Below are 22,475 nucleotides of genomic sequence, written 5' to 3'. Positions count from 1 at the left end.
GCGCTCCATCCAATCAGACGCGACTGTCAGGCTTGCCAGATACCGTCGAGTGATGTCGACACGAAGCCTCATCATTCTCGGAGCCACCGGCGATCTCACGAAACGGCTGCTCTTGCCCGCGCTCGATGACGTGCTCGCCCAGCGCGAGTCGGCTGACGTCGACACCGAGCTCGAGCTCATCGGCGCCGGGCACAGCGACGAAGGCGCCGCCCAATGGAACGAGATGGTGGCGTCGACGCTCGGTGACGGGCCGCTGCGCGAGCAGACTCGGGAAGGCGCGCGATTCGACACGGTCGACGCGACGAGTGCCGACGATCTGCGCCGCGTCATCGAGAGCGCATCCCACACACCCATCGTCTACTTCGCCCTGCCGCCGGCGATCACCGAGAAGGCGGTCGAAGCGCTCGCGTCGATCGAGCTGCCAGAGGGCACCAGGCTGGCCATCGAGAAGCCGTTCGCGCGAGACCTCGACTCGGCGGTGGCGTTGAACGAGAGACTCGCGGCTCTTGCCCCCGAGTCGTGCATCCATCGGGTCGATCACTTTCTCGGCAAGTCGACCGTCATCAATCTGCTCGGTCTTCGCTTCGCGAATCGAATCTTCGAAGCGGTGTGGAGCTCAGAGCACATCGCGCGCATCGAGATCGTCTACGACGAGACCCTCGCCCTCGAGGGTCGAGCCGGCTACTACGACCAGGCGGGGGCGCTGGTCGACATGATTCAGAGCCACTTGCTGCTCGTGCACGCTCTCGTGGTCATGGAGAAGCCCGCCACCCTCGACTCAGGCGATCTGCACGACGCGATGGCCGACGCTCTCGCTGCGACCGCGTTGCAGCAGGGTGACGCCTCGACGTCGAGTCGTCGCGCCCGCTACACGGCAGGGTCGATCGACGGCGCAGACGTTCCCGACTACGTCGACGAACCCGGCGTCGATGCTGCGCGAGAGACCGAGACCCTTGCCGAGGTGACGGTGACGGTCGACACACCGCGCTGGAAAGGTGTGCCGATCACCCTGCGCAGCGGCAAGGCCATCGGCCGGCCGTCGACCGAGGTGCGCATCGTTCTGCGGCCGGTCGAGGGCAGGCCAGAGGCGCTCGTCGGTGACACAGAACCGGCGACAATCAGCATCTCGCTGTCGCCCGAGCACTTGTCGGTCGACCTCGACATCAACGGCGAAGGCGACCCCTTCGACCTCGAGCGAGTCACCCTCGAGACCGACTTCGGCGGCGGCCAGTTGAGCGCCTATGGTGAAGTGCTCGCCGGCATTCTCGACGGCGACGACACGCTGTCGGTGCGCGGCGACCTCGCTGAGCAGTGCTGGCGCATCGTCGACGAAGTCTTGGCGCTGTGGCGCGCGGGCGAGGTGCCGCTGGAAGACTATGAGGCGGGAACGCACGGGCCAGAGCACTGGCGCACGGCATGATGACGACGAGAGTTGAGTCGACGCGATGACCACTGCACTCATCACCGGGGCGACTGCCGGCATCGGGGCCGAGTTCGCGCGCCAGTTGGCCGCGCGGGGTGACGACCTGGTGATCGTCGCCCGCGACGCCGCGCGGCTCGCTGAGAGTGCAGCGACGCTGCAGCACGAGTTCGGCATCGCGGTCGAGGTGCTCGCGGCAGATCTGCTCAGCGACGACGGGCTCGCCGCCGTCGATGCGCGCTTGGCCGACGAGCGCCGGCCGATCGACCTGCTGGTGAACAACGCCGGCTATGGCATTCGGGGCGAGCTCGATGAGAACTCGTTCGCCGACGAGAAGCGGCATCTCGACATTCACGTGACGGTGCCGTTGCAGCTGACGCAGACGGCGTTGCGGGGGATGCTCGCCCGCGGTCGCGGCCGCGTCGTGCTGATCGCGAGCGTGGCGGCATTCACTCCCCGCGGAACCTACTCGGCAGCAAAAGCCTGGGCAGTGATGCTCGCCCGCAGTGCGAACCTGGTCTATCGGCCGCGAGGAGTGAGCGTCACCGCGGTGTGCCCCGGGTTCGTGCGCACCGAATTTCACGAACGCATGAAGGTGCGCACCGAAGGCATTCCCGAGTTTCTCTGGCTGCAGGCGCCGACCCTGGTGCGGTTGGCGCTGCGCGGCATCGATCGCGGCCGTTCGGTCGTCATTCCCACCGTGCGCTACCGCGTGCTCGCGTCACTCGCGCGCATCCTGCCCGACCGGGCAGGGGCGACGGGCAGGCTCAGTTCGCGCGATTAGCGGGCGGCAGCCAGAGGCTCTGCGCCGGCAGTCTCGAGCGCCAACCGCGCCTTCCAGTCGACGAGCCCGCGAACCAGTTCGCTGGCATCGTCGGCGAGGCGCTGCATGGCGTCTGCCGGAACGAAGTAGTTGAGCGCGACGAACCCGCGCACCCGTTCGTCGGGGTCGTCGGCGAGGCGCCGCAAGATGTCGCACGACACTCGTTCGTTCTTCGCGATGCACGCTCGCACGCCGGGGTCGGGATCACGCGACAGTGCTTCGTAGACGTCGTCGGGGGCGTGATACGACGACGCGGCACTCTCGCGAATCTTGGGGTGCGCATCGACGGCGAGCTGGCGGATGCGAGCGATCTTCGATGCCGTGACGGCGGGCGACAGAAACTGCGCGACGGGGTCGTCAGACGGCGCCATCTGCGGTGCGCTCGCGGCGAGCTGGCGACGCTGGGCGGGAGTATTGAAGCGGATGCACGACATGCGGGCGAGAGTAGTCAGCCGGTCGTGGCCTCGGCGGCAGCGGCGCGCGACTGTCGGGGAATCCACGGGATCAGCATCGACGTGCGGCGCTGGTAGTCGGCGTACTCGGGGTAGCGACTGAGCGTGATCGACTCGGTGAAGATCGTCGAACCGATGAAGAGCGCGGTCAGCAGCACCGGCCCCACCAGCGTCCAGTGCAGTGCACTGCCCAGTGCGGCGGCACCGAGCCCGAAGAACACCCACCACTGTGCCTGTTCGAAGAAGAAGTTGGGGTGGCGACTGTAGCGCCACAGGCCCGAGGTGACGAAGCGCTGCTCGGGCTGGCCGCCCGCGGCGATCAGATCAGCCTTGGCCGACTGGAAGACCCACTGCTGCTGATCGGCCACGAACTCGCCGATGAGAAACGCGAGAAACAGGCCGGCGAGCACGAGCTCGATGGCGCCGACGGGGGTCGCCTGATGCTGATACGCCAGCAGGGCGGGCAGCGAGATGAGCAGCAGCAGGCCGTTCTGGAAGATGACGATGAACAGCAGATTGAAGGCCTGGAACTGCGCGGGGGTCATGCGCTCGCGCAGAATCGGCCACCGGTAGTCTTCGACGCCGCGGTAGCCGCCCTTGCGCGCGAAGTTGAACGTCAGCCGTGCTCCCCAGAGTGCAACGAGCACCGTCATGATCGTCAGCCGAGGGTCGGTGAAGCCCGAGGCGGCCCAGAACGCGGCGACGTAGACCACCGGAACGATCGACCAGATGCGATCGACCCACGAGTAGTCGCCCGTGATGAGCGACGCGATCCAGGTGAAGAGGCTGACTGCCGCGGCGATGCCGAGCACGATGACGACGATGTCCATGGCGTCGAGAGTACCGGCACCGGCCGCCCGGTCAGCGCGGAGCGTCACTAGACTGACCGCGTGTCTGAGCCACCGAGCGAGCCCGGCCCCGTCGGGGCGGTGGTCAGCGATCGCATATGGACGGTGCCCAACGTGCTGAGCGCCCTGCGCATTCTGCTGGTGCCGGTCTTTCTCGTGCTCGTGCTGCAGGGCGAAGACCTCGCCGCCTTCATCATCATCGTCATCTCGAGCGCGAGCGACTTTCTCGACGGAGTGATCGCTCGTCGCTTCGGCCAGATCACGAAACTCGGCCAAGTGCTCGACCCGGCCGCCGATCGCCTGTTCATCTTCGCCGCGGTGATCGCACTCGCGGTGCGCGACGTCGTGCCCTGGTGGATCGTCATCGTCATCGTGGGCCGCGACGTGTTCTTGGCCGTGCTCGGCATCGTGCTCGCGCAGCATGGCTACGGCCCGTTACCGGTGCACCACTTGGGCAAGGTGGCGACATTCTCGCTGTTCTACGCCCTGCCGATTCTCGTGCTGGGCGAAGCGTTTCCTGACCTGCAGTCGATCACCGACCCGATCGGATGGGCATTCACGCTGTGGGGCGCCTTCCTGTATTGGTGGGCGGGGCTGCTCTACCTTCGGCAGACGAGAGAACTGACCTCGAATCGGCCCCGAATCTCGGGCGCGGCATCCGATACGCTGACTACTCGAAGGAGGTCACCGGATGCCTGATACCCCGCCGACCGGCAACGAGTCGCCGAGCGATTACAAGCCGCACGAGACGACCGTTCACTACGGCCCCGAGTTCGCCGCGCAGTTGGCGGCGCTCGAGTCAGGCGTGAGCACTGAAGAGCACGATGTCATCGCGGCGCTTCCTTCTGGCTCGGCGCTGCTCATCGTGCGTCGAGGCCCCAACACGGGTGCCCGGTTCTTGCTCGATGCCGACGTGACCGTGGCTGGGCGGCATCCTGATGCCGACATCTTTCTCGACGACGTCACCGTCTCTCGCAAGCATGCCGCCTTCGTCAGAGCGGGCACACGGTTCTCGGTGCGCGACCTCGGGTCGCTCAACGGCACCTTCATGGGCGGCGAGCGCATCGATGACACGGTGTCGCTCAGCGATGGTGTCGAAGTGCAGGTCGGCAAGTTTCACCTGACCTTCTACTCGTCGCGGTTCGACATCGCGCCGAGCGCCTGATGGCGTCGCGCTCGACCGCTGCGGCGGCCCGCGCGAATCCGGGCGCAAGCCTGCTGAGCATCGGGCAGGTGCTGGCGAAGCTCACTCCGGAGTTCTCAGACCTCACGCCGTCGAAGCTGCGTTTTCTCGAAGAGCGCGGGCTCGTGTCTCCGTCGCGCACTGAATCGGGGTATCGAAAGTTCTCGGCTGCCGATGTCGAGCGGCTGCGCTTCATATTGTCGATGCAGCGCGATCACTACCTGCCGCTCAAGGTCATTCGCGGCTACCTCGACGACATCGAGGCCGGTCGGTCGCCTTCGTTGCCCACCGGGGGAGCAGTGCCGCTGTCGATTCTCGCGACTGAGCGGCGATTCACGCGCGCAGAGCTCGTCCGCGAGGCGGGTGCCACCCCGGCGCTGCTGACCGACGCGGTGTCAGCATCGCTCGTCTCGGCGGCCGACACCTATGGTGAGGATGCCCTGGTCGTGCTGCGCGCCCTCGTCGAGTTGCAGCGCTCGGGCATCGAACCTCGCCATCTGCGAGGCTTCCGCGCGGCCGCAGAGCGCGAGCTGGGGCTCATCGAGAGTGCCCTGATACCCGTGTCGCGACGAAACGACCCGTCGAGCCGGGCGAAAGCGGCCGAACTGGCCCGTGAGATCGCTGGCCAGCTCGAAGTTGTTCGCGCGAGCCTCATCCGCTCGGCCCTGGGCAAGCTACAGTCGTAGTGAGCCCCGACACGCCGAGGTGTCAGAGCGGATGTCTCCGGTCGGCGTGCCACGGCTCGCTAGTGTGAACGGCGTGACATCAACTGTCACGCTCAACGTGAAGGTTAGGTAGGGGCCATGACCGACATCAGCCACAGCGACGACCGCTACGACCTCGGGCTGCTGTTCACCGACGGACTTCCCGACCTCGACAACCAGGCCGGCTACCGGGGTGCCGTCGCAGCGCGGGCAGCGGGCATCTCGTACCGGCAGCTCGACTACTGGGCGCGCACCGAGCTCGTCGAGCCCACGGTGCGCGGGGCGGCAGGCTCGGGCACGCAGCGCCTCTACGGCTTCCGCGACATCCTCGTCTTGAAGCTCGTCAAGCGCCTGCTCGACACCGGCATCTCTCTGCAGCAGATTCGCACCGCGGTCAACCAATTGCGCGAGTCGGGGGTCAACGACCTTGCTCAGACCACGCTCATGAGCGATGGCGCGAGCGTCTACCTGTGCACCAGCAATGATGAGGTCATCGACCTCGTGAGTCGCGGGCAGGGCGTCTTCGGCATCGCCGTCGGCAAGGTGCTGCGCGAGGTCGAGAGCTCGCTCGTCGAGCTCGACTCGACGCCGGCCGCTGATCCCGCCGACGAGCTCGCGGCGAGACGAGCCACTCGCGCGTCGTAGGGCACCCGAACTAGAGGCCCGAGTACTCGCCGATCTTGGCGGTGCGCATGATGCGGTCGAGCAGCTGATCGAAATTGCGCGCCATCTCTTGAGCCGAGTCTCCTGGCCAGACGTGCAGCGGCTTCGCGGCGCCCTGCGCCTGCTGCAGTGAGGTGCGCTCGGGCAGCTGGGGGGCGAGCACGAGTGGGCCGAACATGTCGCGCAGCTCTTTGATGCGAAATTGGTGCTCGAGCGATTGCACGCGCGCGCGGTTCACGATGATGCCGAGCGGCTGCAGCCGCGGCGAGAGCCCCCGGCGAATCTCTTCGATCGCCCGCAAGGCGCGATCGGCGGCGGCCACGGAGAAGAGCCCGGGCTCGGTGACGACCACGACTCGATCGCTCGCTGCCCACGCGGTGCGCGTGAGGGCGTTGAGCGACGGCGCGCAGTCGACGAGCACGAGGTCGTAGTCGCTCTCGACATGGGCGAGCGCCTCTTCGAGCTTCCAGATCTCTCGAATGCTCGGGTGCGGTCCGTCGAAGTTGATCGCGCTCGGGCTGCCGATCATGACGTCGACGGTGCCAGGGCGACCCCGGGTCCACCCGCTCGGCGCGATCGCCTGGCGCACAGTGCGCTCTTTCGGGGCCGCCAGCACATCGGCGACGGTCAAGTGCCCGGCGACCTGGATATCCATGCCGGTCGAGGCGTCTGACTGGGGGTCGAGGTCGACCACGAGCGTGCGCAGCCCGCGCGAGAAGGCCGCCGACGCAAGCCCTAGCGTGACGGTCGTCTTTCCCACGCCCCCCTTGAGAGAGCTGATGCTCAGTACGTGCACGAGTAACGACCCTACCTTCACTAGTCTGGAACAGCGCGCATGCGCACCGACCTCGGCCCGCCACCACCGGAGCGTCGTCGACCCCCACCTGGGCCGATTCCGAGAGGACACGATGTTTCGCAAGATTCTTGTTGCCAACCGCGGAGAGATCGCGATCAGGGCTTTCCGAGCCGCCTACGAGCTCGGAGCCAAGACCGTCGCGGTCTTCCCCTACGAAGACCGCAACTCGATGCACCGTCTCAAGGCTGATGAGGCCTACCAGATCGGCGAGCCGGGGCATCCGGTTCGCGCGTATCTCGACGTCGACGAGATCATTCGTGTCGCGAAGCTCGCGGGCGCTGACGCGATCTACCCGGGCTACGGCTTCTTGAGTGAGAACCCCGACCTGGCGCAGGCGGCCGCCGATGCCGGCATCGCGTTCATCGGCCCGCCTCGGTCGGTGCTCGAGATGGCGGGCAACAAGGTCACCGCGAAAGAGCGGGCGATCGCGGCGGGGGTTCCGGTGCTGCAGTCGAGCCCGGCGACGACCGACATCCAGGTGCTGCTCGACGCGGCCGACGAGATCGGTTTTCCGATCTTCGCGAAGGCGGTGGCCGGTGGCGGGGGCCGCGGCATGCGTCGCGTCGAGAAGCGCGAAGACCTGAAAGATGCGCTCGAGGCGGCGATGCGCGAGGCCGACAGCGCCTTCGGCGACCCGACGATGTTCATCGAGCAGGCGGTCGTGCGGCCGCGGCACATCGAGGTGCAGATTCTGGCCGATTCGAGCGGTGAGACGGTGCACCTGTTCGAGCGGGACTGCTCGGTGCAGCGCCGCCACCAGAAGGTGGTCGAGATCGCGCCTGCGCCGAACCTCGACGAGGGCGTCAGGCAGGCGATGTATCGGGATGCTGTCGCCTTCGCCCGATCGATCGGCTACGTCAACGCGGGCACTGTCGAGTTCTTGCTCGACACTGCGGGTGAGCGGGCCGGGCAGCACGTGTTCATCGAGATGAACCCGCGCATCCAGGTCGAGCACACCGTCACTGAAGAGGTCACCGACGTCGACCTCGTGCAGTCGCAGATGCGCATCGCCTTCGGTCAGTCGCTGGCCGAGCTCAATCTGCGGCAGGATCAGATTCACTTGAGGGGAGCGGCGCTGCAGTGCCGCATCACGACAGAAGACCCTGCGAGCGGCTTTCGGCCAGACACGGGCAAGATCACCACCTACCGCTCGCCCGGCGGTGCGGGAGTTCGGCTCGATGGCGGAACGATCGCCTCGGGAGCTCAGATCTCGCCCCACTTCGACTCGATGCTCGCGAAGATGACGTGCAGGGGCCGAGACTTCGCCGCCGCCGTATCGCGTTCGCGCCGCGGCCTCGCCGAGTTTCGCATTCGCGGCGTGACGACGAACATTCCGTTCTTGCAGGCGGTGCTCGACGACCCCGCGTTCCAGGCGGGCGACCTCAGCACCGCGTTCATCGATGAGCGGCCGCACCTGGTGCGATCGAACCCCTCGAAAGATCGCGGCACCAAGCTGCTCAACTGGCTGGCTGACGTCACGGTGAACCAGCCGCACGGCGCAGGCGACGGGGTCATCGACCCCGCGCTGAAGCTGCCAGAGCTCGACCTGCAGGCGCCGGCCCCCGCGGGGTCTCGTCAGCGGCTGCTCGAGCTGGGGCCAGAGGGCTTCGCCCGCGCCCTGCGCGAGCAGACTGCTCTCGCGGTGACCGACACGACCTTCCGCGATGCCCACCAGTCGTTGCTGGCCACTCGAGTGCGCACGACCGACCTGGTGCAGGTGATGCCGCATGTTGCGCGCATGACTCCCGGTCTGCTGAGCGTCGAGGCGTGGGGAGGGGCGACGTATGACGTGGCTCTGCGTTTTCTCGGAGAAGACCCCTGGCAGCGCCTTGCGGCGATGCGCGAGGCACTGCCCAATGTGGCCATCCAGATGCTGCTGCGGGGTCGCAACACCGTCGGGTACACGCCGTACCCCACAGAGGTGACCGACGCTTTCGTCGCCGAGGCTGCCGAGACCGGTGTCGACATCTTTCGCATCTTCGACGCGTTGAACGACGTCGACCAGATGCGACCGGCCATCGATGCTGTGCTGCGAGCCGAGACCGCGGTCGCCGAAGTGGCCATGTGCTATTCGGGCGACCTGCTCGACCCCGCTGAGACGCTCTACACGCTCGACTACTACCTCGCGCTCGCCGAGCAGATCGTCGACTCCGGTGCGCACATTCTGGCCATCAAAGACATGGCTGGGCTGCTGCGTGCGGGGGCGGCCGAAGTGCTCGTCGGCGCCTTGCGTGAGCGATTCGACGTGCCGGTGCACGTGCACACCCACGACACGGCGGGCGGTCAGCTCGCCACGCTGCTCGCTGCCGCTCGAGCCGGCGCCGACGCGGTCGACGCCGCGAGTGCGCCGATGGCAGGCACGACCTCGCAGCCCTCGCTGTCTGCACTGGTCGCCGCGCTCGAGCACACCGAGCGCGACACCGGGCTGGGGCTCGCCGCCGTCGCCGAACTCGAGCCGTACTGGGAGGCAGTGCGCAAGGCGTACGCGCCCTTCGAGTCGGGCCTGCCGGGGCCGACCGGGCGCGTCTACACGCACGAGATTCCGGGTGGTCAGCTCTCGAACCTGCGGCAGCAGGCGATCGCACTCGGCCTCGGCGACCGCTTCGAGGTCATCGAAGACTGGTATGCCGCGGCCAACCGCATTCTCGGCAGGCCCACCAAGGTGACGCCCTCGTCGAAAGTGGTCGGCGATCTCGCGCTGCAGATGGCTGCCGCCGGAGCCGACCCCGCCGACTTCGAGCAGAACCCGCAGAACTACGACATTCCCGACTCGGTGATCGGGTTCATGGCCGGAGAGCTCGGCGACCTGCCCGGTGGGTGGCCCGAGCCATTTCGCACGAAGGTGCTCGCGGGGCGCTCGGTCAAGATCGGCACCACCCCGCTCACCGACGAGCAGCTGCAGAAGCTCAACGGCAGCACCGACGACCGGCGACTGATGCTCAACCAGCTGCTCTTCGCCCAGCCGACGCAGCAGTTCTTGCAGACCCGTGAGCAGTACGGCGACCTCTCGGTGCTCTCGACACCCGACTATCTCTACGGCCTGCGCACCGGCGTCGAGCACGCCATCGAGATCGAGCAGGGCGTGAGCCTGCTCGTCAACCTCGAGGCCATCGGAGAACCGGATGAGAAGGGCATGCGCAGTGTCATGGCCACCCTCAACGGCCAACTGCGGCCCATCACGGTGCGCGACCGCTCGATCGCCGTCGACAGCGTCAGCACCGAGAAGGCAGACCCTGCTCAACCGGGGCAGATCGCCGCACCCTTCATGGGAGTGGTGACCTTGAAGGTCGCAGAAGGCGACACGGTGCAGGCCGGTGACGCCGTCGCGACGATCGAGGCGATGAAGATGGAAGCAGCCATCACCACGCCAGTCGCCGGAAAGGTTGCGCGTCGAGCGATACCCGAGACTCAGCAGGTCGAGGCGGGAGATCTGCTGGTCGTGATCGAGTAGCGGCAGCACCTGAACGTTGGCCTGGAGGCCGCTTGGGCACCGGGCGGCTAGAATGAGCAGTCGTCTACCTGTGGGGGAGTACCTGCCGTGGCAGTCAAACGTGCGAAAACGTCGAGCGACGACGCGGTGGCCTCGCCGTCGGTCGACGACGGCCTCGAGCCCATCGCCGAACCCGATCTCGCGTCGGCGCTGCCCGAGAGCATGACGATCGCGGTCGAGCTGCCGGCTCCTGTGCACGAGCAGCCTGACGACGAGAAGGCCGTCGCGCTCGTCGACACCGGCATCGACCCCTCGGTGGTGCAGGTTCTCGAATCGGGCACGACGGTGATCGAGCTGGCCAGTGATGAGCTGCACGCCGTCACCACCCCGCCTGCCGGCAACGACGACGACGACGACGACCGTGATGCAGAGATTCCGCCGTTGCCGCGGCCCGAAGGGGTCTACTCGCGGCGAGACGTGCTCGACGGCACCGACCAGGGTCCCGAGTCAGCGGCCATGCTGACCGCCGATCGGCTCATCGAGCCACGCCGCAATCGCACAGCGCCTGAAGGATTCTGGCCCGCCTTCGTCTACGCCGTGACCTTCCACCTCGTCAACCTCGGCGACTCTCCCCGCGTTCGCGCGCGCAAGGCTCTCGATGCGCGCATCTCGACGCCCTTCGAAGGGGGAGCCCGGTTCGTGCCGGTGCTGACGCGCAAGGGCGGCGTCGGCAAGACCACCGTCACCACGCTGCTCGGCATGGCGATGGCCTCGGTGCGCGACGATCGCGTGATCGCGATCGACGCGAACCCCGATCGCGGAACCCTGTCTGAACGAGTCGCGCGGCAGACTCGCGCGACCGTGCGCGATGTCGTCAATCGTGCGCCGAGCATCCAGGGCTTCACCGACTTCACGACGCTCGTGTCACGCGACGCGACGCGCCTCGATATTCTCGCCTCCGATACCGACCCGATGCTGTCTGAGGCGTTCGACGAGAACGACTACAACGTCGTCGCCGACCTCGCGGCCCGCTACTACTCGGTCGTGCTCACCGACTGCGGCACGGGCATCGTTCACTCGGTCATGCGTGCGACGCTACAGCGAGCCGACTCGCTCGTCATCGTCTCGGGGGGCAGCGTCGACGAGGCGCGCCTCGCCTCCGAGACCCTGACCTGGCTCGAGGCCAACGGGTACGGAGAACTGGTGCGCAACGCCATCGTCGCGATCAATACCGGAACCCAGGGCACCAACCTGGTGAAGCTCGAAGAGATCGAAGCCCACTTCGCGTCTCGAGTGCGCGAGATCGTGCGCATCCCCTACGACGAGCACCTCGCAGCGGGATCAGTCGTGACGTGGGACGAGCTGAAGCCGCTCACGCGGTCGGCGGCGCGCGAACTCGCGGCGCTCGTGGCCGAGAGCATGCCCGTGCGTCGAGGCGTCTAGTCGACGATGGCAGTTCGAGCGATCCGCTTCTTCGGCGACCCCGTGCTGCGCAGCGCCGCCGACGAGATCACCCGATTCGATGCGCACGTCTCTGCACTGGTCGCCGACTTGCTCGACACCGTGGCCGAACCGGGCAGAGCCGGGGTTGCCGCGCCGCAGATCGGAGTAGCTCTGCGGGCGTTCAGCTACAACGTCGACGGTGAGATCGGCTACGTGCTGAACCCGAGACTCGTCGAAGTGCGCGGAGAGCGAGAGCCGATCGACGAAGGGTGCCTGTCGGTTCCCGGGTTCGGATTTGCTCGGCTGCGGCACCCCTGGGCGCGCGTCGTCGGCGTCGATCTCGAGCAGAAGCCGGTCGAGCTCAGCGGCGACGGGCTCATGGCGCAGGCCCTGCAGCACGAGTGCGACCACCTCGACGGAACCCTCTACATCGAGGGGCTCGAGCCCGAGATCAAGCGTGAGGCGATGCGCGCCATCCGGCAGGCAGACTGGTTCGCCCTCCCGACGTCGACCTGACCGCGGTCGAGAGCTTTACTGCAGCGAGATTCCCTGGGTCTCCGGCGTGCCCGAGTACATGCCCTCGATGACGTCGGCGAAGTCTTCGGTGATCACGTGCCGCTTGATGCTCATCTTCGGGGTCAGGTGACCGCTCGACTCGGTGAACTCGGTCGCGAGGATCGTGAACTTGCGAATCGACTCGGCGCGCGAGACGCGAGCATTGGCGGCGTCGATCGCGCTCTGCACCTCATCGATCACCTTCGGGTGGGCCGCGGCCTCGGTGAGCGACATCTGCGCATCGAGACCGTTGTTGTTGAGCCACACCGGCAGCATCTCGCTGTCGAGGGTGATCAGGGCCGAGATGAACGGCTTCTGGTCGCCGACGACGACGACCTGCCCCACGATCGGGTTCGCCCTGATCGGGTCTTCGAGGCCAGCGGGAGCCACATTCTTGCCCCCGGCGGTGACGATGATCTCTTTCTTGCGGCCCGTGATCGTCAGGTAGCCCTCATCGTCGAGGTCTCCGATGTCGCCGGTGCGGAACCACTCGCCGTCCATGACCTCGGCGGTCGCCTCGGGCTTCTTCCAGTAGCCCGCGAAGACGTTGACGCCCTTCACGAGAATCTCGCCGTCGTCGGCGATCTTGATGCCCACACCGGGCAGTGCAGGGCCCGTCGTGCCGATCTTGAACTTGTCGACGAGATTCACCGATGCTGGGGCCGTGGTCTCGGTGAGACCGTAGCCCTCAAGAATGCGAATGTTGAGGCTGCGGAAGAAGTGGGCGAGCCGGATGCTCAGGGGAGCAGACCCCGACACCGCATACTGCACGCGCCCGCCCATGGCGTTCTTGAGCTTGCTGAACACGAGTCTGTCGAAGAGGGCGAAGCGAAGCTTCAGCCCGAGCGGCACCGAGCCGGCGTCGAGTGCTTTCGAGTGGGCGACGGCGACATCAGCCGCGGCGCGGAAGATCTTGCCCTTGCCACCGGCTTCTGCCTTCTGCTCGGCAGAGTTGTAGACCTTCTCGAAGACTCGTGGAACCGCGAGCAGGAAGCTCGGCTTGAACGACCCCAGGGCGGGCAGCAGCTGCTTGGTGTCGGCCTGGTGACCCACCTTGACACCCGTGTGCACTCCGAGCACCGAGATGAATCGGGCGAAGACGTGAGCGGTGGTGATGAACAGCAGCGTCGAGGCTCCCGGTGCGATGACCTGCTTCATGGCGACGGCTGCGTTGCGGCACAGTTCGACGAAGTTCGAGTGGGTCAGAATGCAGCCCTTGGGCACACCGGTCGACCCCGAGGTGTAGATGAGCGTGGCGAGGTCGCTGCCCACCGCCTGGCTGCGCCGTGACTCGAGCTCGTCGTCGCTGATCGCGCCGCCCCCGGCGGCGAGCTTCTCGAGATCGCCGAGATGCATCTGCCAGACCTGGGTCACGCCGCTCAGATCGCCGGCGACCTCGTCGTACCGCGCGAAGTGCTCGGCAGTCTCGACGATCATGTGGGTGGCTTCGGAGTCGTCGAGGATGTACTGGATCTGGTTGGGTGAGCTCGTCTCGTAGATGGGCACGAGCACCGCACCGGCGAACCAGGTCGCGAAGTCGACGAGGGTCCACTCATAGCGGGTCTTGCACATGAACCCGATCTTGTCGCCGGCCTGCACGCCCGCCGCCATGAAGCCCTTCGCGAGGGCCGTGACCTGCGTCAAGAACTCGGCAGCGGTGACGTCAGACCACCCGCCGTCGGCAGTCGGAAGCGCGAACAGCGCATCGTGCGGCGTCAGCCGCACGCGCTCGACGAGCAGGTCGGTGGCGTTCGCTGTGGGGTCGGGGGTGACGACCGCCGGAACGAAGAACTCTTTCACGGCAACTCCTTCGGTACCGGTACCGGTATGGGTGGTTCTTCATACTCTAGTGCGGTCGAATGTGCGCAAACTCAGCGTTCTCGAGCCTCACTAGACTCGTCCCTCGTGCACTCCATAGGAATCGACATCGGCGGCACCAAGATCGCCGGCGCCCTCGTGAGCGACGACGGAGAGATCGTCGCCGAGCTGCGAGAACCCACTCCGGCCCGCGACCCCGGCGCCATCACCGACGCGGTGGTCCGCATGATCGAGTCGCTGCGCGAGGGTCACGACGTCGTGGCCGCCGGCGTCGCAGCGGCGGGATTCATCGACGCCGCCCAGTCGACCGTCTACTACGCCCCGAACATCGCGTGGCGCAACGAGCCGTTTCGTGAACGCCTTCGTGAACGCGTCGATCTCGACATCACGATCGACAACGACGCCAACGCCGCAGGCTGGGCCGAGTTTCGATTCGGCGCGGCGCGCGACGCCCACGACATGACGATGCTGACGATCGGCACGGGCGTCGGCGGCGCGATCGTCGTGGGCGACCGACTGCTGCGCGGCGGCTTCGGCACTGCCGGTGAGCTCGGGCACCTGCGCGTCGTGCCAGACGGGCTGCCGTGCGGGTGCGGCGCCCGAGGCTGCATCGAGCAGTACGGCTCGGGTCGCGCTCTGCTGCGCATGGCCAACGAGATCGCCGACGCCGGCGGCATCGGCCTGGTGCTCGCAGCCGAGCGAGAGCGGCACGGCGGGCTGACGGGCGACATCGTCTCTGCGCTGCTCACCGAGCACGACCCGGGAGCCCTGCACGCCTTGCGGCAGCTCGGCACCTGGCTCGGCCAGGCCTGCGCGAGCCTGAGCGCTGTTCTCGACCCCGAGCTCTTCGTCTTCGGCGGGGGAGTCTCGGTGGCGGGCGACCTGCTGCTCGAGCCCGTGCGCGAGGCCTACCTCGCGCACTTGCCCGCTCGTGGCTATCACCCCGAGCCGCGGTTCGTCGTGGCCGAGCTCGTGAACGATGCTGGCGTCGTCGGAGCCGCCGACCTCGCGCGCATGCACGCGGCCCAGCACGGCTGACGTGCACGAGCTAGGCTGATGCGCGCTCGTCGAAGGGAGCACCGGTGTTCTACTGGCTCATGAAGAACCTCGTGATCGGTCCCATTCTGCTGACCGCGTTCCGGCCATGGGTGCGGGGGGTCGAGAACGTTCCCCGCACGGGCGCCGTCATCCTCGCCAGCAACCACCTCTCGTTCACCGACTCGGTCTTTCTGCCGCTCGTGCTCGACCGTCGCGTCGTCTTTCTCGCCAAGAGCGACTACTTCACCGGGCGGGGCTTCAGAGGCTGGCTCATCAAGATGTTCTTCGAGGCGAGCGGTCAGCTGCCGATCGACCGCTCGGGCGGCAAGGCCAGCGAGGCGTCGCTCAACACCGGTCTGCGCGTGCTGGCCGACGGCTACGCCCTCGGCATCTACCCAGAAGGCACGCGCAGCCCCGACGGCGTGATGTATCGGGGGCGCACAGGGGTCGCGCGCATGATCCTCGAGTCGGGCGCGCCCGTCGTGCCCGTAGCGATGATCGACACCGAGAAGGTGATGCCGATCGGCACGAAGATTCCGAAGGTCGTGCGCCCCGGTGTGGTGTTCGGCGAACCCCTCGACTTCTCGCGGTTCCACGGTCTCGAGAGCGATCGATTCGTGCTGCGCTCGATCACCGACGAGATCATGTACGAGCTCGGTCGGCTGAGCGGCCAAGAGTATCTCGACGTCTACGCGACGACCGTGAAAGACAAGCGCCCGGCCAACGCCCGCTAGGCTGGCAAGTCGCGGCACCGTACGTGCCGAGCATCCCGTCTCACCGCCCGTAAGGACGTCAAGAAGTGGTCGACCCCTTCGAAACTGTTGTGCACGCCGACCCCGCAGTCATCGCGGGCCTCGATCACTGGCGCACTCTCCCCATCAAGCAGCAGCCGCCGTGGCCAGACGCGACCGAGGCGGCGGCCGCCGCGGCCGAGCTCTCGACGATGCCCCCGCTGGTGTTCGCCGGCGAGGTCGACATGCTGCGCGATCGACTGGCGCGAGCGGCTCGCGGCGAGGCGTTTCTGCTGCAGGGCGGAGACTGCGCTGAGACCTTCGCCGGTGCCACGGCCGACCAGATCAGAAACCGTGTGAAGACGATTCTGCAGATGGCCGTCGTGCTCACCTACGGAGCCTCGATGCCGGTGATCAAGATGGGTCGCATGGCGGGCCAGTTCGCCAAGCCGCGATCGAGCGACACCGAGACCCGTGGCGACGTCACGCTGCCTGCCTACCGCGGCGACATCGTCAACGGGTACGACTTCACCCCAGAGTCGCGCAATCCTGACCCGAGGCGCATCGTGCGCGGCTACCACACGGCCGCCTCGACGCTGAACCTCATTCGCGCCTTCACGCAGGGCGGGTTCGCCGACCTTCGCATGGTGCACAGCTGGAACAAGGGGTTCGCGGCGAATCCCGCCAATCAGCGCTACGAGGGTCTCGCGAAAGAGATCGACCGCGCGGTCAAGTTCATGGAGGCCGCGGGGGCTGACTTCGACGAGCTCAAGCGGGTCGAGTTCTACAGCAGCCACGAGGGCCTGCTCATGGAGTACGAGCGCCCGATGACGCGCATCGACTCGCGCACGGGCACGCCGTACAACACGAGTGCGCACTTTCTCTGGATCGGCGAGCGCACGCGCGAGCTCGACGGTGCGCACGTCGACTTCTTCAAGCGCATCCGCAACCCGATCGGGGTCAAGCTGGGACCGTCGACGACGCCTGACGACATGGAGCGCCTCATCGATGTGCTCGACCCCGACCGCGAACCGGGCCGATTGACCTTCATCACGCGCATGGGGGCGGGCAAGATTCGGGATGCTCTTCCGCCGTTGCTCGAGGCGATCACGCGCTTCGATGCGAACCCCCTGTGGGTGACCGACCCGATGCACGGCAACGGGCTGACGACCCCGAACGGCTACAAGACGCGGCGTTTCGACGACGTCGTCGACGAGGTGAAGGGCTTCTTCGAGGCGCACCGTGCCGTCGGAACACACCCTGGCGGCATTCACGTCGAGCTCACGGGCGACGACGTCACCGAGTGCCTGGGCGGGTCAGAGCACATCGACGAGGACACGCTCGCCACGCGCTACGAGTCGTTGTGCGACCCGCGACTCAACCACATGCAGTCGCTCGAGTTGGCGTTCTTGGTCGCCGAAGAGCTCGGGCAGAGCTAGAACTCGCCGACCACCACGATCGTCGACCCGCGGATGGCCTGCTGACCGCCTGCGGGGTCGGTGCGCGCGATGCGCGCGAACCCCTGACCCCAGCGGTCTTGAGGGATGACGGTTCGCACGTCGTCGGAGTTCACACGGAAGCCTGCGTCGCGCAGAATCCTGATGCCGTTCTCGATGGTCTCACCGACGACATTCGGAACGGCCACGAGGTCTGGCCCCCGCGAGACGATGATCGTCACCGTCTGCCCCGGTCGGAGGGGGCCGTCGGTGGTGGCCTCGATGCGCAGCACGTCGCCGATGGCGATGTCGTTGTCGAACTCTGACGTGCCCCCGACGATGCCCGTCAGCTCGCGTGCGCTGAGTGCCGCCTGCGCTGCCTCGACGGTGAGCCCTCGCACCTCGGGAACGGGCCCGACCGAGACGACGAGCATCACGGTGGTGCCCTTGAACGAGTCGGCCCCCGCCTCGAGAGCGATCTGATCGACATCGAGCAGGGCGATCACCGAGCCGTCGGCAACCTCGCTATCGAACTGCCTGATGCTCTCGTCGATCACGAAGCCCGCGGCGACGAGCTCTGCGCGCGCATCAGCTTCAGCGAGCCCGAGCACGGCTGGCACGGTCGTGGGCTCGGGGCCGAGCGACACGATGATAGTTACGGGGGTCTCGCGATCGATCGTCTCACCGGCCTGGGGGTCGGTGCCGACGACGCGCCCCGGTTCGACCTCGAGGTCGTAGCGCTCACCGAGCGCATCGGCGACGAGCGCTCCCTGCTCGTCGAGAATGGCCCTCGCCCCGTCGATGGTCTCGCCGCGAACGTCGGCGATGGTGATGGTCGACCCTGGGCCGGCGGCGAACCACCAGCCCACTCCAGCTGCGAGCCCGGCCAGGGCGAGCACCGCTGCGAAGAGCAGCCAGCCGCGACGACGGTTCGATGATCCACGGCGCGTCAGCTCTGCGGTGGATGACGCGGCGGGTGCGGTATCGGTGCTGCCGCGGGTGCCGAGCACCTGGGTCTCGCCGGTGGGCGGCAGTGTCGGAATCGGCGAGGTGAGCAGCATGGTGCGCTGCGTCTCGGCTGCCGGCAGAGCAGTCTGCAGCGACCGACCCGTCTCACTCAGCTGATCGAGCAGCGCTCGGGCGTCAGCGGGTCGATCGTGAGGCTCTCGCGCTGTGGCCCACCGCACGAGCTCGTCCCACTCGGCGGGCACGTGAGGGTTGAGAGAGCTCGGGGCCGGCACGGTGTCGTTGGCGTGCTGGTAGGCGATCTGCATAGGCTGCTCGCCCTTGTAGGGCTGCTCGCCGGTGAGCATCTCGAACATCATGATGCCGACGGCGTAGATGTCGCTGCGGGTGTCGGCGATGCCTCGAGTCACGAGTTCTGGCGAGAGGTAGGCGATGGTGCCGAGCAGGGCCTTGCCGGTGGCGGTGTTGGCGCTCGCGGCACGGGCGAGGCCGAAATCGCCGATCTTGATGCGGCCGTCATCGGCGAGCAGCACGTTCTCGGGCTTCAGATCGCGATGCACGATGCCGGCTCGGTGTGCGGCGGCGAGGCCCGCCAGCACGGCCTCGGTGATGTCCATCGTCTGCTCGGGCGTGAGCGCACCGTATTCGTGCAGCAGCTCGCGCAGCGTGATGCCCGGCAGGTACTCCATGACGAGGTAGGCAGATTCGGCGTCTTGCCCCTGATCGAAGACGTTCACCACGTTGGGGTGCGCGAGTCGCGCGGCCGAGCGTGCCTCTTGAATGAAGCGTTCTTTGAATTGGCTGTCGTCGGCGAGGTGCCCGTGCATGATCTTCACGGCGACGAGTCGATCGAGTCGTTGATCGGTGGCGAGGTAGACGGTGGCCATCCCACCGCGCGCGATGCGCGAGCGCACGTGGTAGCGGCCGTCGATCAGTCGGCCGATGAGGGGATCGGTCGTCGAGGTGCTCACCCTTGCGAGTCTAGGTCGACGTCGCTGAGCATCGACGGAGGCGCACCCGCGGCTGACGACTCACGTGAGCTCGTAGTACCACGCCCACGCGCTCGCCTCCCACTTCGCATAGGCGTGGGGGTACGCAGAGATCTGCACCGCTTGGGCGGCCTGCGTCAGCGTCATGTTCTGCCACCCGGGAATGCCCAGCAGCCCTCGGGTGTATCCGGGTCGTCCCACATAGAACAGGCGCGCAGCGTGGCTCGGAATCTGCAGATCTGCGGCTGTTCCCCACCCCGAGCTGGGGCGCTGCTGGAAGAGTCCGACCGAGTCGCGGTCTCCCCACGAGAGGTTGCGCAGCGATGACTCTTGCATCGCCGTCGCGAGGGCGATGACGATGCCGTACTGCGGCACGCCGAGCTCGCGGCCGACTCTGATGATGGTCGCCGCATGGGTGCGCATCTCAGCAGTCAGGGGAGTGATGCTTCCTCCGGCGGGCGGGCCGCTCGGCCCGCTCGGCCCACCGGAGCCGGGGTTCGAGGTCGGGCGGGCAGGTGACGACACCGGCAGCGCGGGGCGCTCGGCGATCGCCATCGATGCGGCCGCCGTCAAGAGCGAGGTCTCGCTGTCGGTGAGGGCGTCGGCGTCTGACTCGAGCGACGCGAGTTCGATCTCGGCGTCGCTCGCCGACTCTCTGATGCTGGGTGCCGGAATGGTGCTCGAGCTCTCGTGGCCGGGAATGGTGAGCCACTGGCCCGGGTAGATGATGCTCGACCAGGTGAGCGCGTTGGCGTCGAGGATCGACTGGGTGGTGATGCCGAACCGGGCGGCGATCGACGACACCGTGTCGCCCTTGCGAATCGCGTACTGACCGCCCGTGGTCGTCGCAGGCGGGGGAGCCGTCGTCTTCACCGGAGCGTTCGTCAACCTGAGGGTCTGACCCGGAAAGATCACCGACTTCCACGACAGGCCGTTGAGGGCGAGCACTGATGCGGTCGAGAGCCCGAAGCGCTGGGCCACGCTGCTCACGGTGTCGCCAGCCTGCACCGTGTAGACCGCGGGTGCTGCGCTTGTCGTGACGGCAGTTGCCGTCAAGGCGCCCGGCATGATGGCGGCACCGAGTTGGCTCAAGGCAGCCCGCAGCGTGTGCGCATCGGGTGACTGCTGCGGCTTCGGAGGCGCGGGCTTGCGCGACTGCGCGGCCTCGACGGGCCCCGCGAGCCCGAGGCTGAGGGCGAGCGCGCCGGTGAGCACGACCGGCACGGTGGTGAACGCCGCTGTGCGTGCGTGCCCGGCTGCCGAGCGCACTCGCCCGACGGCGTGGGCGGTGCGCGCGGCAGCGGCGGTGTCGGTGTACGGCGCTCGAGGCGTGAGCCCTCCGAACACTTCGCGGGCCCTGTCTGCCGGTTCGTCGTGCTGCCGTGCCACTCGCGCAGTGTCAGCAGCGCATCGAGTGTCGGTCATGTGATCCGGCCCTTCACAGCTCTCCTCGCAGACCAACTGGTCCACCGCGAACCCCCGCTCGCTGTCACAGGGTACAACGGAAGTACACAGATGTGATAGATGTGACTCGGGTTTACATGTTCGTAACATAAGCAGGGGGCTGTCGATGCGCCCGGAGCATGGCACGCTAGAGGCGTGGCTGCAGACTCCGCTCGCTGGTTGACCGTTCCCGATCTCGTCGAGCGACTCGGCCTCAGCCCGAGCAAGGTGCGCAGGCTGATCGAAGAGCGGCAGCTGCTCGCGGTGCGGCGCGACGGCGTGCTCGTGGTTCCCGAAGAGTTTCTCGACGGTGCAGAGCCGCTCAAAGACCTGCGGGGAACCCTCGTGCTGCTGGCCGATGACGGCTTCAGCGACGACGAGGCGATGCAGTGGATGCTCGAGCGCGACGACACGCTCGAGGCGAGCCCCATCGCAGCGCTGCGTGCTGGTCGCAAGGCCGAGGTGCGTCGCGTGGCGCAGGCACTCGCGCTCTAGCCCGTCAGCCTGCGCGGGCGTCGGCGCCCGTGAGCGCGTCGGCCTCAGTGCGCGCGTCGTGTGACGAGGTCGCTCAGCCCGATGAGCTCTGCGCGAGCCGCGCGGCTGAGCGGAGCATTCTCGAGCGCTGCGACGGCATCGGCGACCGACCTCGCGATGATCTGCTCGACCGTGTCGACGGCGCCGCTGTCACGGATGGTCGCCTGCAGCGTCGCGATCTGGTGGTCGTCGAGAGTCGAGTCGCCGAGCAGCTCATCGATGAGGGTGACGGCTCCGGGGGGCAAGTTGGCCCGCGCCAGGGCGATGATGACGGTGCGCTTGCCTTCTCTGAGATCGTCGCCGGCCGGCTTGCCGGTGACCTGGGGGTCGCCGAAGACACCGAGCAGATCATCCCGCAGTTGAAATGCAATGCCGAGCGGCAGGCCGAACGCGCGCACGGCCGCAACTTGCTCGAGGCTTCCGCCAGCCATGAGGGCGCCCAGCGCGAGGGGGGCCTCGATCGAGTACTTCGCCGACTTGTAGACCACCACCCGATGCGCCCTGGGCAGCAGCTCGCGTTCGTCGGCATCGCTCCAGGCGACCTCTTCGAGAATGTCGAGGTACTGGCCCACGGTGACTTCTGCGCGCATGGTGTGGAACTCGGCCCTCGCCGATCGTGCAGCGGCCGCGTCGGGAAGCGCAGACAGCCCGGCGTCGAGCAGCTCATCGCTCCAGCCCAGCAGCAGGTCGCCGAGCAGCAGAGCTGCTGACGCTCCGTACCGCTCGGCGTCGCCGCGCCATTCGCGCGAGCGGTGCGCATTCTCGAAACGCCGATGCGCAGAAGGCATTCCGCGCCGGGTGTCAGAGTTGTCCATGATGTCGTCGTGCACGAGCGCGGCCGCGTGAAAAAGCTCGAGCGCGGCTGCGGCATCGATGATGCTCGACAGGTCTGGGTGCTCGTCGAGATCGGCGAGCAGATCATCAGGGTTCACGGTGCCTGCCACGGCGTGCCAGCCCCAGTAGCAGAACAGCGCCCGAAACCGCTTGCCCCCGCCGAGCAGGTCGCGACTGGCATCGGTGAACACCGCGAGCTCGTCGCCGATGGTCGACAAGTGCGACGCCCGTTGGTCGAGAAAGAGCTCGAGCCGGGTGTTCACGAGGTCGACTAACCGCAATCTCTCAGGCACCTGCCTAGCCTATCCA

Annotated in this window: 20 protein-coding genes; 13 read left to right on the top strand and 7 right to left on the bottom strand. The window is 67.2% G+C overall.

Annotation, left to right across the window (positions count from 1 at the left end):
• Positions 1-52: 52 nt before the first annotated feature.
• Together KIT89_RS04110 and KIT89_RS04105 are read left to right on the top strand one after the other, a co-directional pair.
• Positions 53-1,420, top strand: a complete 1,368-nt coding sequence (locus KIT89_RS04110) for a glucose-6-phosphate dehydrogenase (protein ID WP_297603317.1) — start codon at positions 53-55, stop codon at positions 1,418-1,420.
• 25 nt (positions 1,421-1,445) lie between these two features.
• Entirely contained in the window at positions 1,446-2,204 is a 759-nt protein-coding gene (locus KIT89_RS04105) for an SDR family oxidoreductase (protein WP_297603316.1), read from the top strand.
• On the opposite strand, the gene KIT89_RS04100 is transcribed toward KIT89_RS04105, so the two are convergent.
• Both KIT89_RS04100 and KIT89_RS04095 read right to left on the bottom strand, forming a co-directional pair.
• Positions 2,201-2,677, bottom strand: coding sequence for a hypothetical protein (locus KIT89_RS04100; RefSeq protein ID WP_297603315.1), 477 nt, complete (start codon positions 2,675-2,677; stop codon positions 2,201-2,203). The two genes, KIT89_RS04105 and KIT89_RS04100, sit on opposite strands and share 4 nt — an antisense overlap.
• A 14-nt stretch (positions 2,678-2,691) precedes the next feature.
• Positions 2,692-3,525, bottom strand: a complete 834-nt coding sequence (locus tag KIT89_RS04095; protein ID WP_297603314.1) for a DUF1295 domain-containing protein — start codon at positions 3,523-3,525, stop codon at positions 2,692-2,694.
• Positions 3,526-3,585: 60 nt separating this feature from the next.
• On the opposite strand from KIT89_RS04095, the gene KIT89_RS04090 reads away from it, so the two are divergent.
• From KIT89_RS04090 to KIT89_RS04075, 4 genes are all read left to right on the top strand, one after another.
• Complete coding sequence (locus tag KIT89_RS04090) at positions 3,586-4,242, top strand: CDP-alcohol phosphatidyltransferase family protein (protein ID WP_297603312.1); 657 nt, start codon at positions 3,586-3,588, stop codon at positions 4,240-4,242.
• On the top strand, positions 4,235-4,708 hold the full coding sequence (locus KIT89_RS04085) for an FHA domain-containing protein (RefSeq protein WP_297603311.1): 474 nt from the start codon (positions 4,235-4,237) through the stop codon (positions 4,706-4,708). The genes KIT89_RS04090 and KIT89_RS04085 overlap by 8 nt, the downstream gene beginning before the upstream one ends.
• Positions 4,708-5,412, top strand: coding sequence for a MerR family transcriptional regulator (locus KIT89_RS04080; protein ID WP_297603309.1), 705 nt, complete (start codon positions 4,708-4,710; stop codon positions 5,410-5,412). Before KIT89_RS04085 ends, KIT89_RS04080 begins: the two co-directional genes overlap by 1 nt.
• 117 nt (positions 5,413-5,529) lie before the next feature.
• The gene (locus tag KIT89_RS04075) at positions 5,530-6,075 is read left to right on the top strand and encodes a MerR family transcriptional regulator (protein ID WP_297603307.1); all 546 of its coding nucleotides are present in this window, start codon (positions 5,530-5,532) and stop codon (positions 6,073-6,075) included.
• A 10-nt stretch (positions 6,076-6,085) separates the two neighbouring features.
• On the opposite strand, the gene KIT89_RS04070 is transcribed toward KIT89_RS04075, so the two are convergent.
• Positions 6,086-6,889 (bottom strand): ParA family protein, encoded by an 804-nt coding sequence (locus tag KIT89_RS04070; protein ID WP_297603306.1) that lies wholly within the window; start codon positions 6,887-6,889, stop codon positions 6,086-6,088.
• A 112-nt stretch (positions 6,890-7,001) separates the two neighbouring features.
• Here KIT89_RS04070 and KIT89_RS04065 point away from each other — a divergent pair, with 112 nt between their 5' ends.
• The 3 genes from KIT89_RS04065 to def all read left to right on the top strand — a co-directional run bounded on the left by KIT89_RS04065 (position 7,002) and on the right by def (position 12,338).
• On the top strand, positions 7,002-10,400 hold the full coding sequence (locus tag KIT89_RS04065) for a pyruvate carboxylase (protein ID WP_297603305.1): 3,399 nt from the start codon (positions 7,002-7,004) through the stop codon (positions 10,398-10,400).
• A gap of 87 nt (positions 10,401-10,487) precedes the next feature.
• A complete protein-coding gene (locus tag KIT89_RS04060) occupies positions 10,488-11,822 on the top strand; it encodes a MinD/ParA family protein (RefSeq protein WP_297603304.1) in 1,335 nt (444 codons plus the stop codon).
• 6 nt (positions 11,823-11,828) lie between these two features.
• Positions 11,829-12,338, top strand: coding sequence for a peptide deformylase (gene def / locus KIT89_RS04055; RefSeq protein WP_297603303.1), 510 nt, complete (start codon positions 11,829-11,831; stop codon positions 12,336-12,338).
• Positions 12,339-12,353: 15 nt separating this feature from the next.
• On the opposite strand, the gene KIT89_RS04050 is transcribed toward def, so the two are convergent.
• Positions 12,354-14,177 carry a long-chain fatty acid--CoA ligase gene (locus KIT89_RS04050; RefSeq protein ID WP_297603302.1) on the bottom strand — a complete coding sequence of 608 codons (1,824 nt, stop codon included), beginning with the start codon at positions 14,175-14,177 and terminating at the stop codon, positions 12,354-12,356.
• Between the two features lie 105 nt (positions 14,178-14,282).
• Between KIT89_RS04050 and KIT89_RS04045 the strand changes: the two genes are divergently transcribed.
• The 3 genes from KIT89_RS04045 (at position 14,283) to KIT89_RS04035 (ending at position 17,403) form a co-directional block, all read left to right on the top strand.
• Positions 14,283-15,233 carry an ROK family glucokinase gene (locus KIT89_RS04045; protein ID WP_297603301.1) on the top strand — a complete coding sequence of 317 codons (951 nt, stop codon included), beginning with the start codon at positions 14,283-14,285 and terminating at the stop codon, positions 15,231-15,233.
• A 44-nt stretch (positions 15,234-15,277) separates the two neighbouring features.
• On the top strand, positions 15,278-15,967 hold the full coding sequence (locus tag KIT89_RS04040) for a 1-acyl-sn-glycerol-3-phosphate acyltransferase (RefSeq protein WP_297603300.1): 690 nt from the start codon (positions 15,278-15,280) through the stop codon (positions 15,965-15,967).
• Positions 15,968-16,032: 65 nt separating this feature from the next.
• On the top strand, positions 16,033-17,403 hold the full coding sequence (locus KIT89_RS04035; protein ID WP_297603298.1) for a class II 3-deoxy-7-phosphoheptulonate synthase: 1,371 nt from the start codon (positions 16,033-16,035) through the stop codon (positions 17,401-17,403).
• Here the strand turns inward: KIT89_RS04035 and pknB are convergent.
• Together pknB and KIT89_RS04025 are read right to left on the bottom strand one after the other, a co-directional pair.
• Complete coding sequence (pknB, locus tag KIT89_RS04030; RefSeq protein WP_297603297.1) at positions 17,400-19,337, bottom strand: Stk1 family PASTA domain-containing Ser/Thr kinase; 1,938 nt, start codon at positions 19,335-19,337, stop codon at positions 17,400-17,402. The two genes, KIT89_RS04035 and pknB, sit on opposite strands and share 4 nt — an antisense overlap.
• A 60-nt stretch (positions 19,338-19,397) precedes the next feature.
• Entirely contained in the window at positions 19,398-20,744 is a 1,347-nt protein-coding gene (locus KIT89_RS04025) for a LysM peptidoglycan-binding domain-containing protein (protein ID WP_297603296.1), read from the bottom strand.
• Positions 20,745-20,954: 210 nt separating this feature from the next.
• Between KIT89_RS04025 and KIT89_RS04020 the strand changes: the two genes are divergently transcribed.
• Positions 20,955-21,293: an Rv2175c family DNA-binding protein gene (locus KIT89_RS04020; RefSeq protein ID WP_297603295.1), complete on the top strand. Its 339-nt coding sequence runs from the start codon at positions 20,955-20,957 to the stop codon at positions 21,291-21,293.
• A 44-nt stretch (positions 21,294-21,337) separates the two neighbouring features.
• Here the strand turns inward: KIT89_RS04020 and KIT89_RS04015 are convergent, their stop codons facing one another.
• Positions 21,338-22,459: a polyprenyl synthetase family protein gene (locus KIT89_RS04015; RefSeq protein ID WP_297603294.1), complete on the bottom strand. Its 1,122-nt coding sequence runs from the start codon at positions 22,457-22,459 to the stop codon at positions 21,338-21,340.
• Positions 22,460-22,475 lie beyond the last annotated feature (16 nt).

Origin of the sequence: Microcella sp. (assembly GCF_025808395.1) — a bacterium.
Lineage (GTDB): Bacteria > Actinomycetota > Actinomycetes > Actinomycetales > Microbacteriaceae > Microcella.
Note: the sequence above shows the minus strand (reverse complement) of the source record. Positions and strands in the feature narration are given on the sequence as shown.

Bases quoted from the DNA above. Each gene is read 5' to 3' on its own strand.
- KIT89_RS04110 (WP_297603317.1), top strand. From the start codon at position 53: ATGTCGACACGAAGCCTCATCATTCTCGGAGCCACCGGCGATCTCACG.
- KIT89_RS04105 (WP_297603316.1), top strand. From the start codon at position 1,446: ATGACCACTGCACTCATCACCGGGGCGACTGCCGGCATCGGGGCCGAG.
- KIT89_RS04100 (WP_297603315.1), bottom strand. From the start codon at position 2,677: ATGTCGTGCATCCGCTTCAATACTCCCGCCCAGCGTCGCCAGCTCGCC.
- KIT89_RS04095 (WP_297603314.1), bottom strand. From the start codon at position 3,525: ATGGACATCGTCGTCATCGTGCTCGGCATCGCCGCGGCAGTCAGCCTC.
- KIT89_RS04085 (WP_297603311.1), top strand. From the start codon at position 4,235: ATGCCTGATACCCCGCCGACCGGCAACGAGTCGCCGAGCGATTACAAG.
- KIT89_RS04080 (WP_297603309.1), top strand. From the start codon at position 4,708: ATGGCGTCGCGCTCGACCGCTGCGGCGGCCCGCGCGAATCCGGGCGCA.
- KIT89_RS04075 (WP_297603307.1), top strand. From the start codon at position 5,530: ATGACCGACATCAGCCACAGCGACGACCGCTACGACCTCGGGCTGCTG.
- KIT89_RS04065 (WP_297603305.1), top strand. From the start codon at position 7,002: ATGTTTCGCAAGATTCTTGTTGCCAACCGCGGAGAGATCGCGATCAGG.
- def (WP_297603303.1), top strand. From the start codon at position 11,829: ATGGCAGTTCGAGCGATCCGCTTCTTCGGCGACCCCGTGCTGCGCAGC.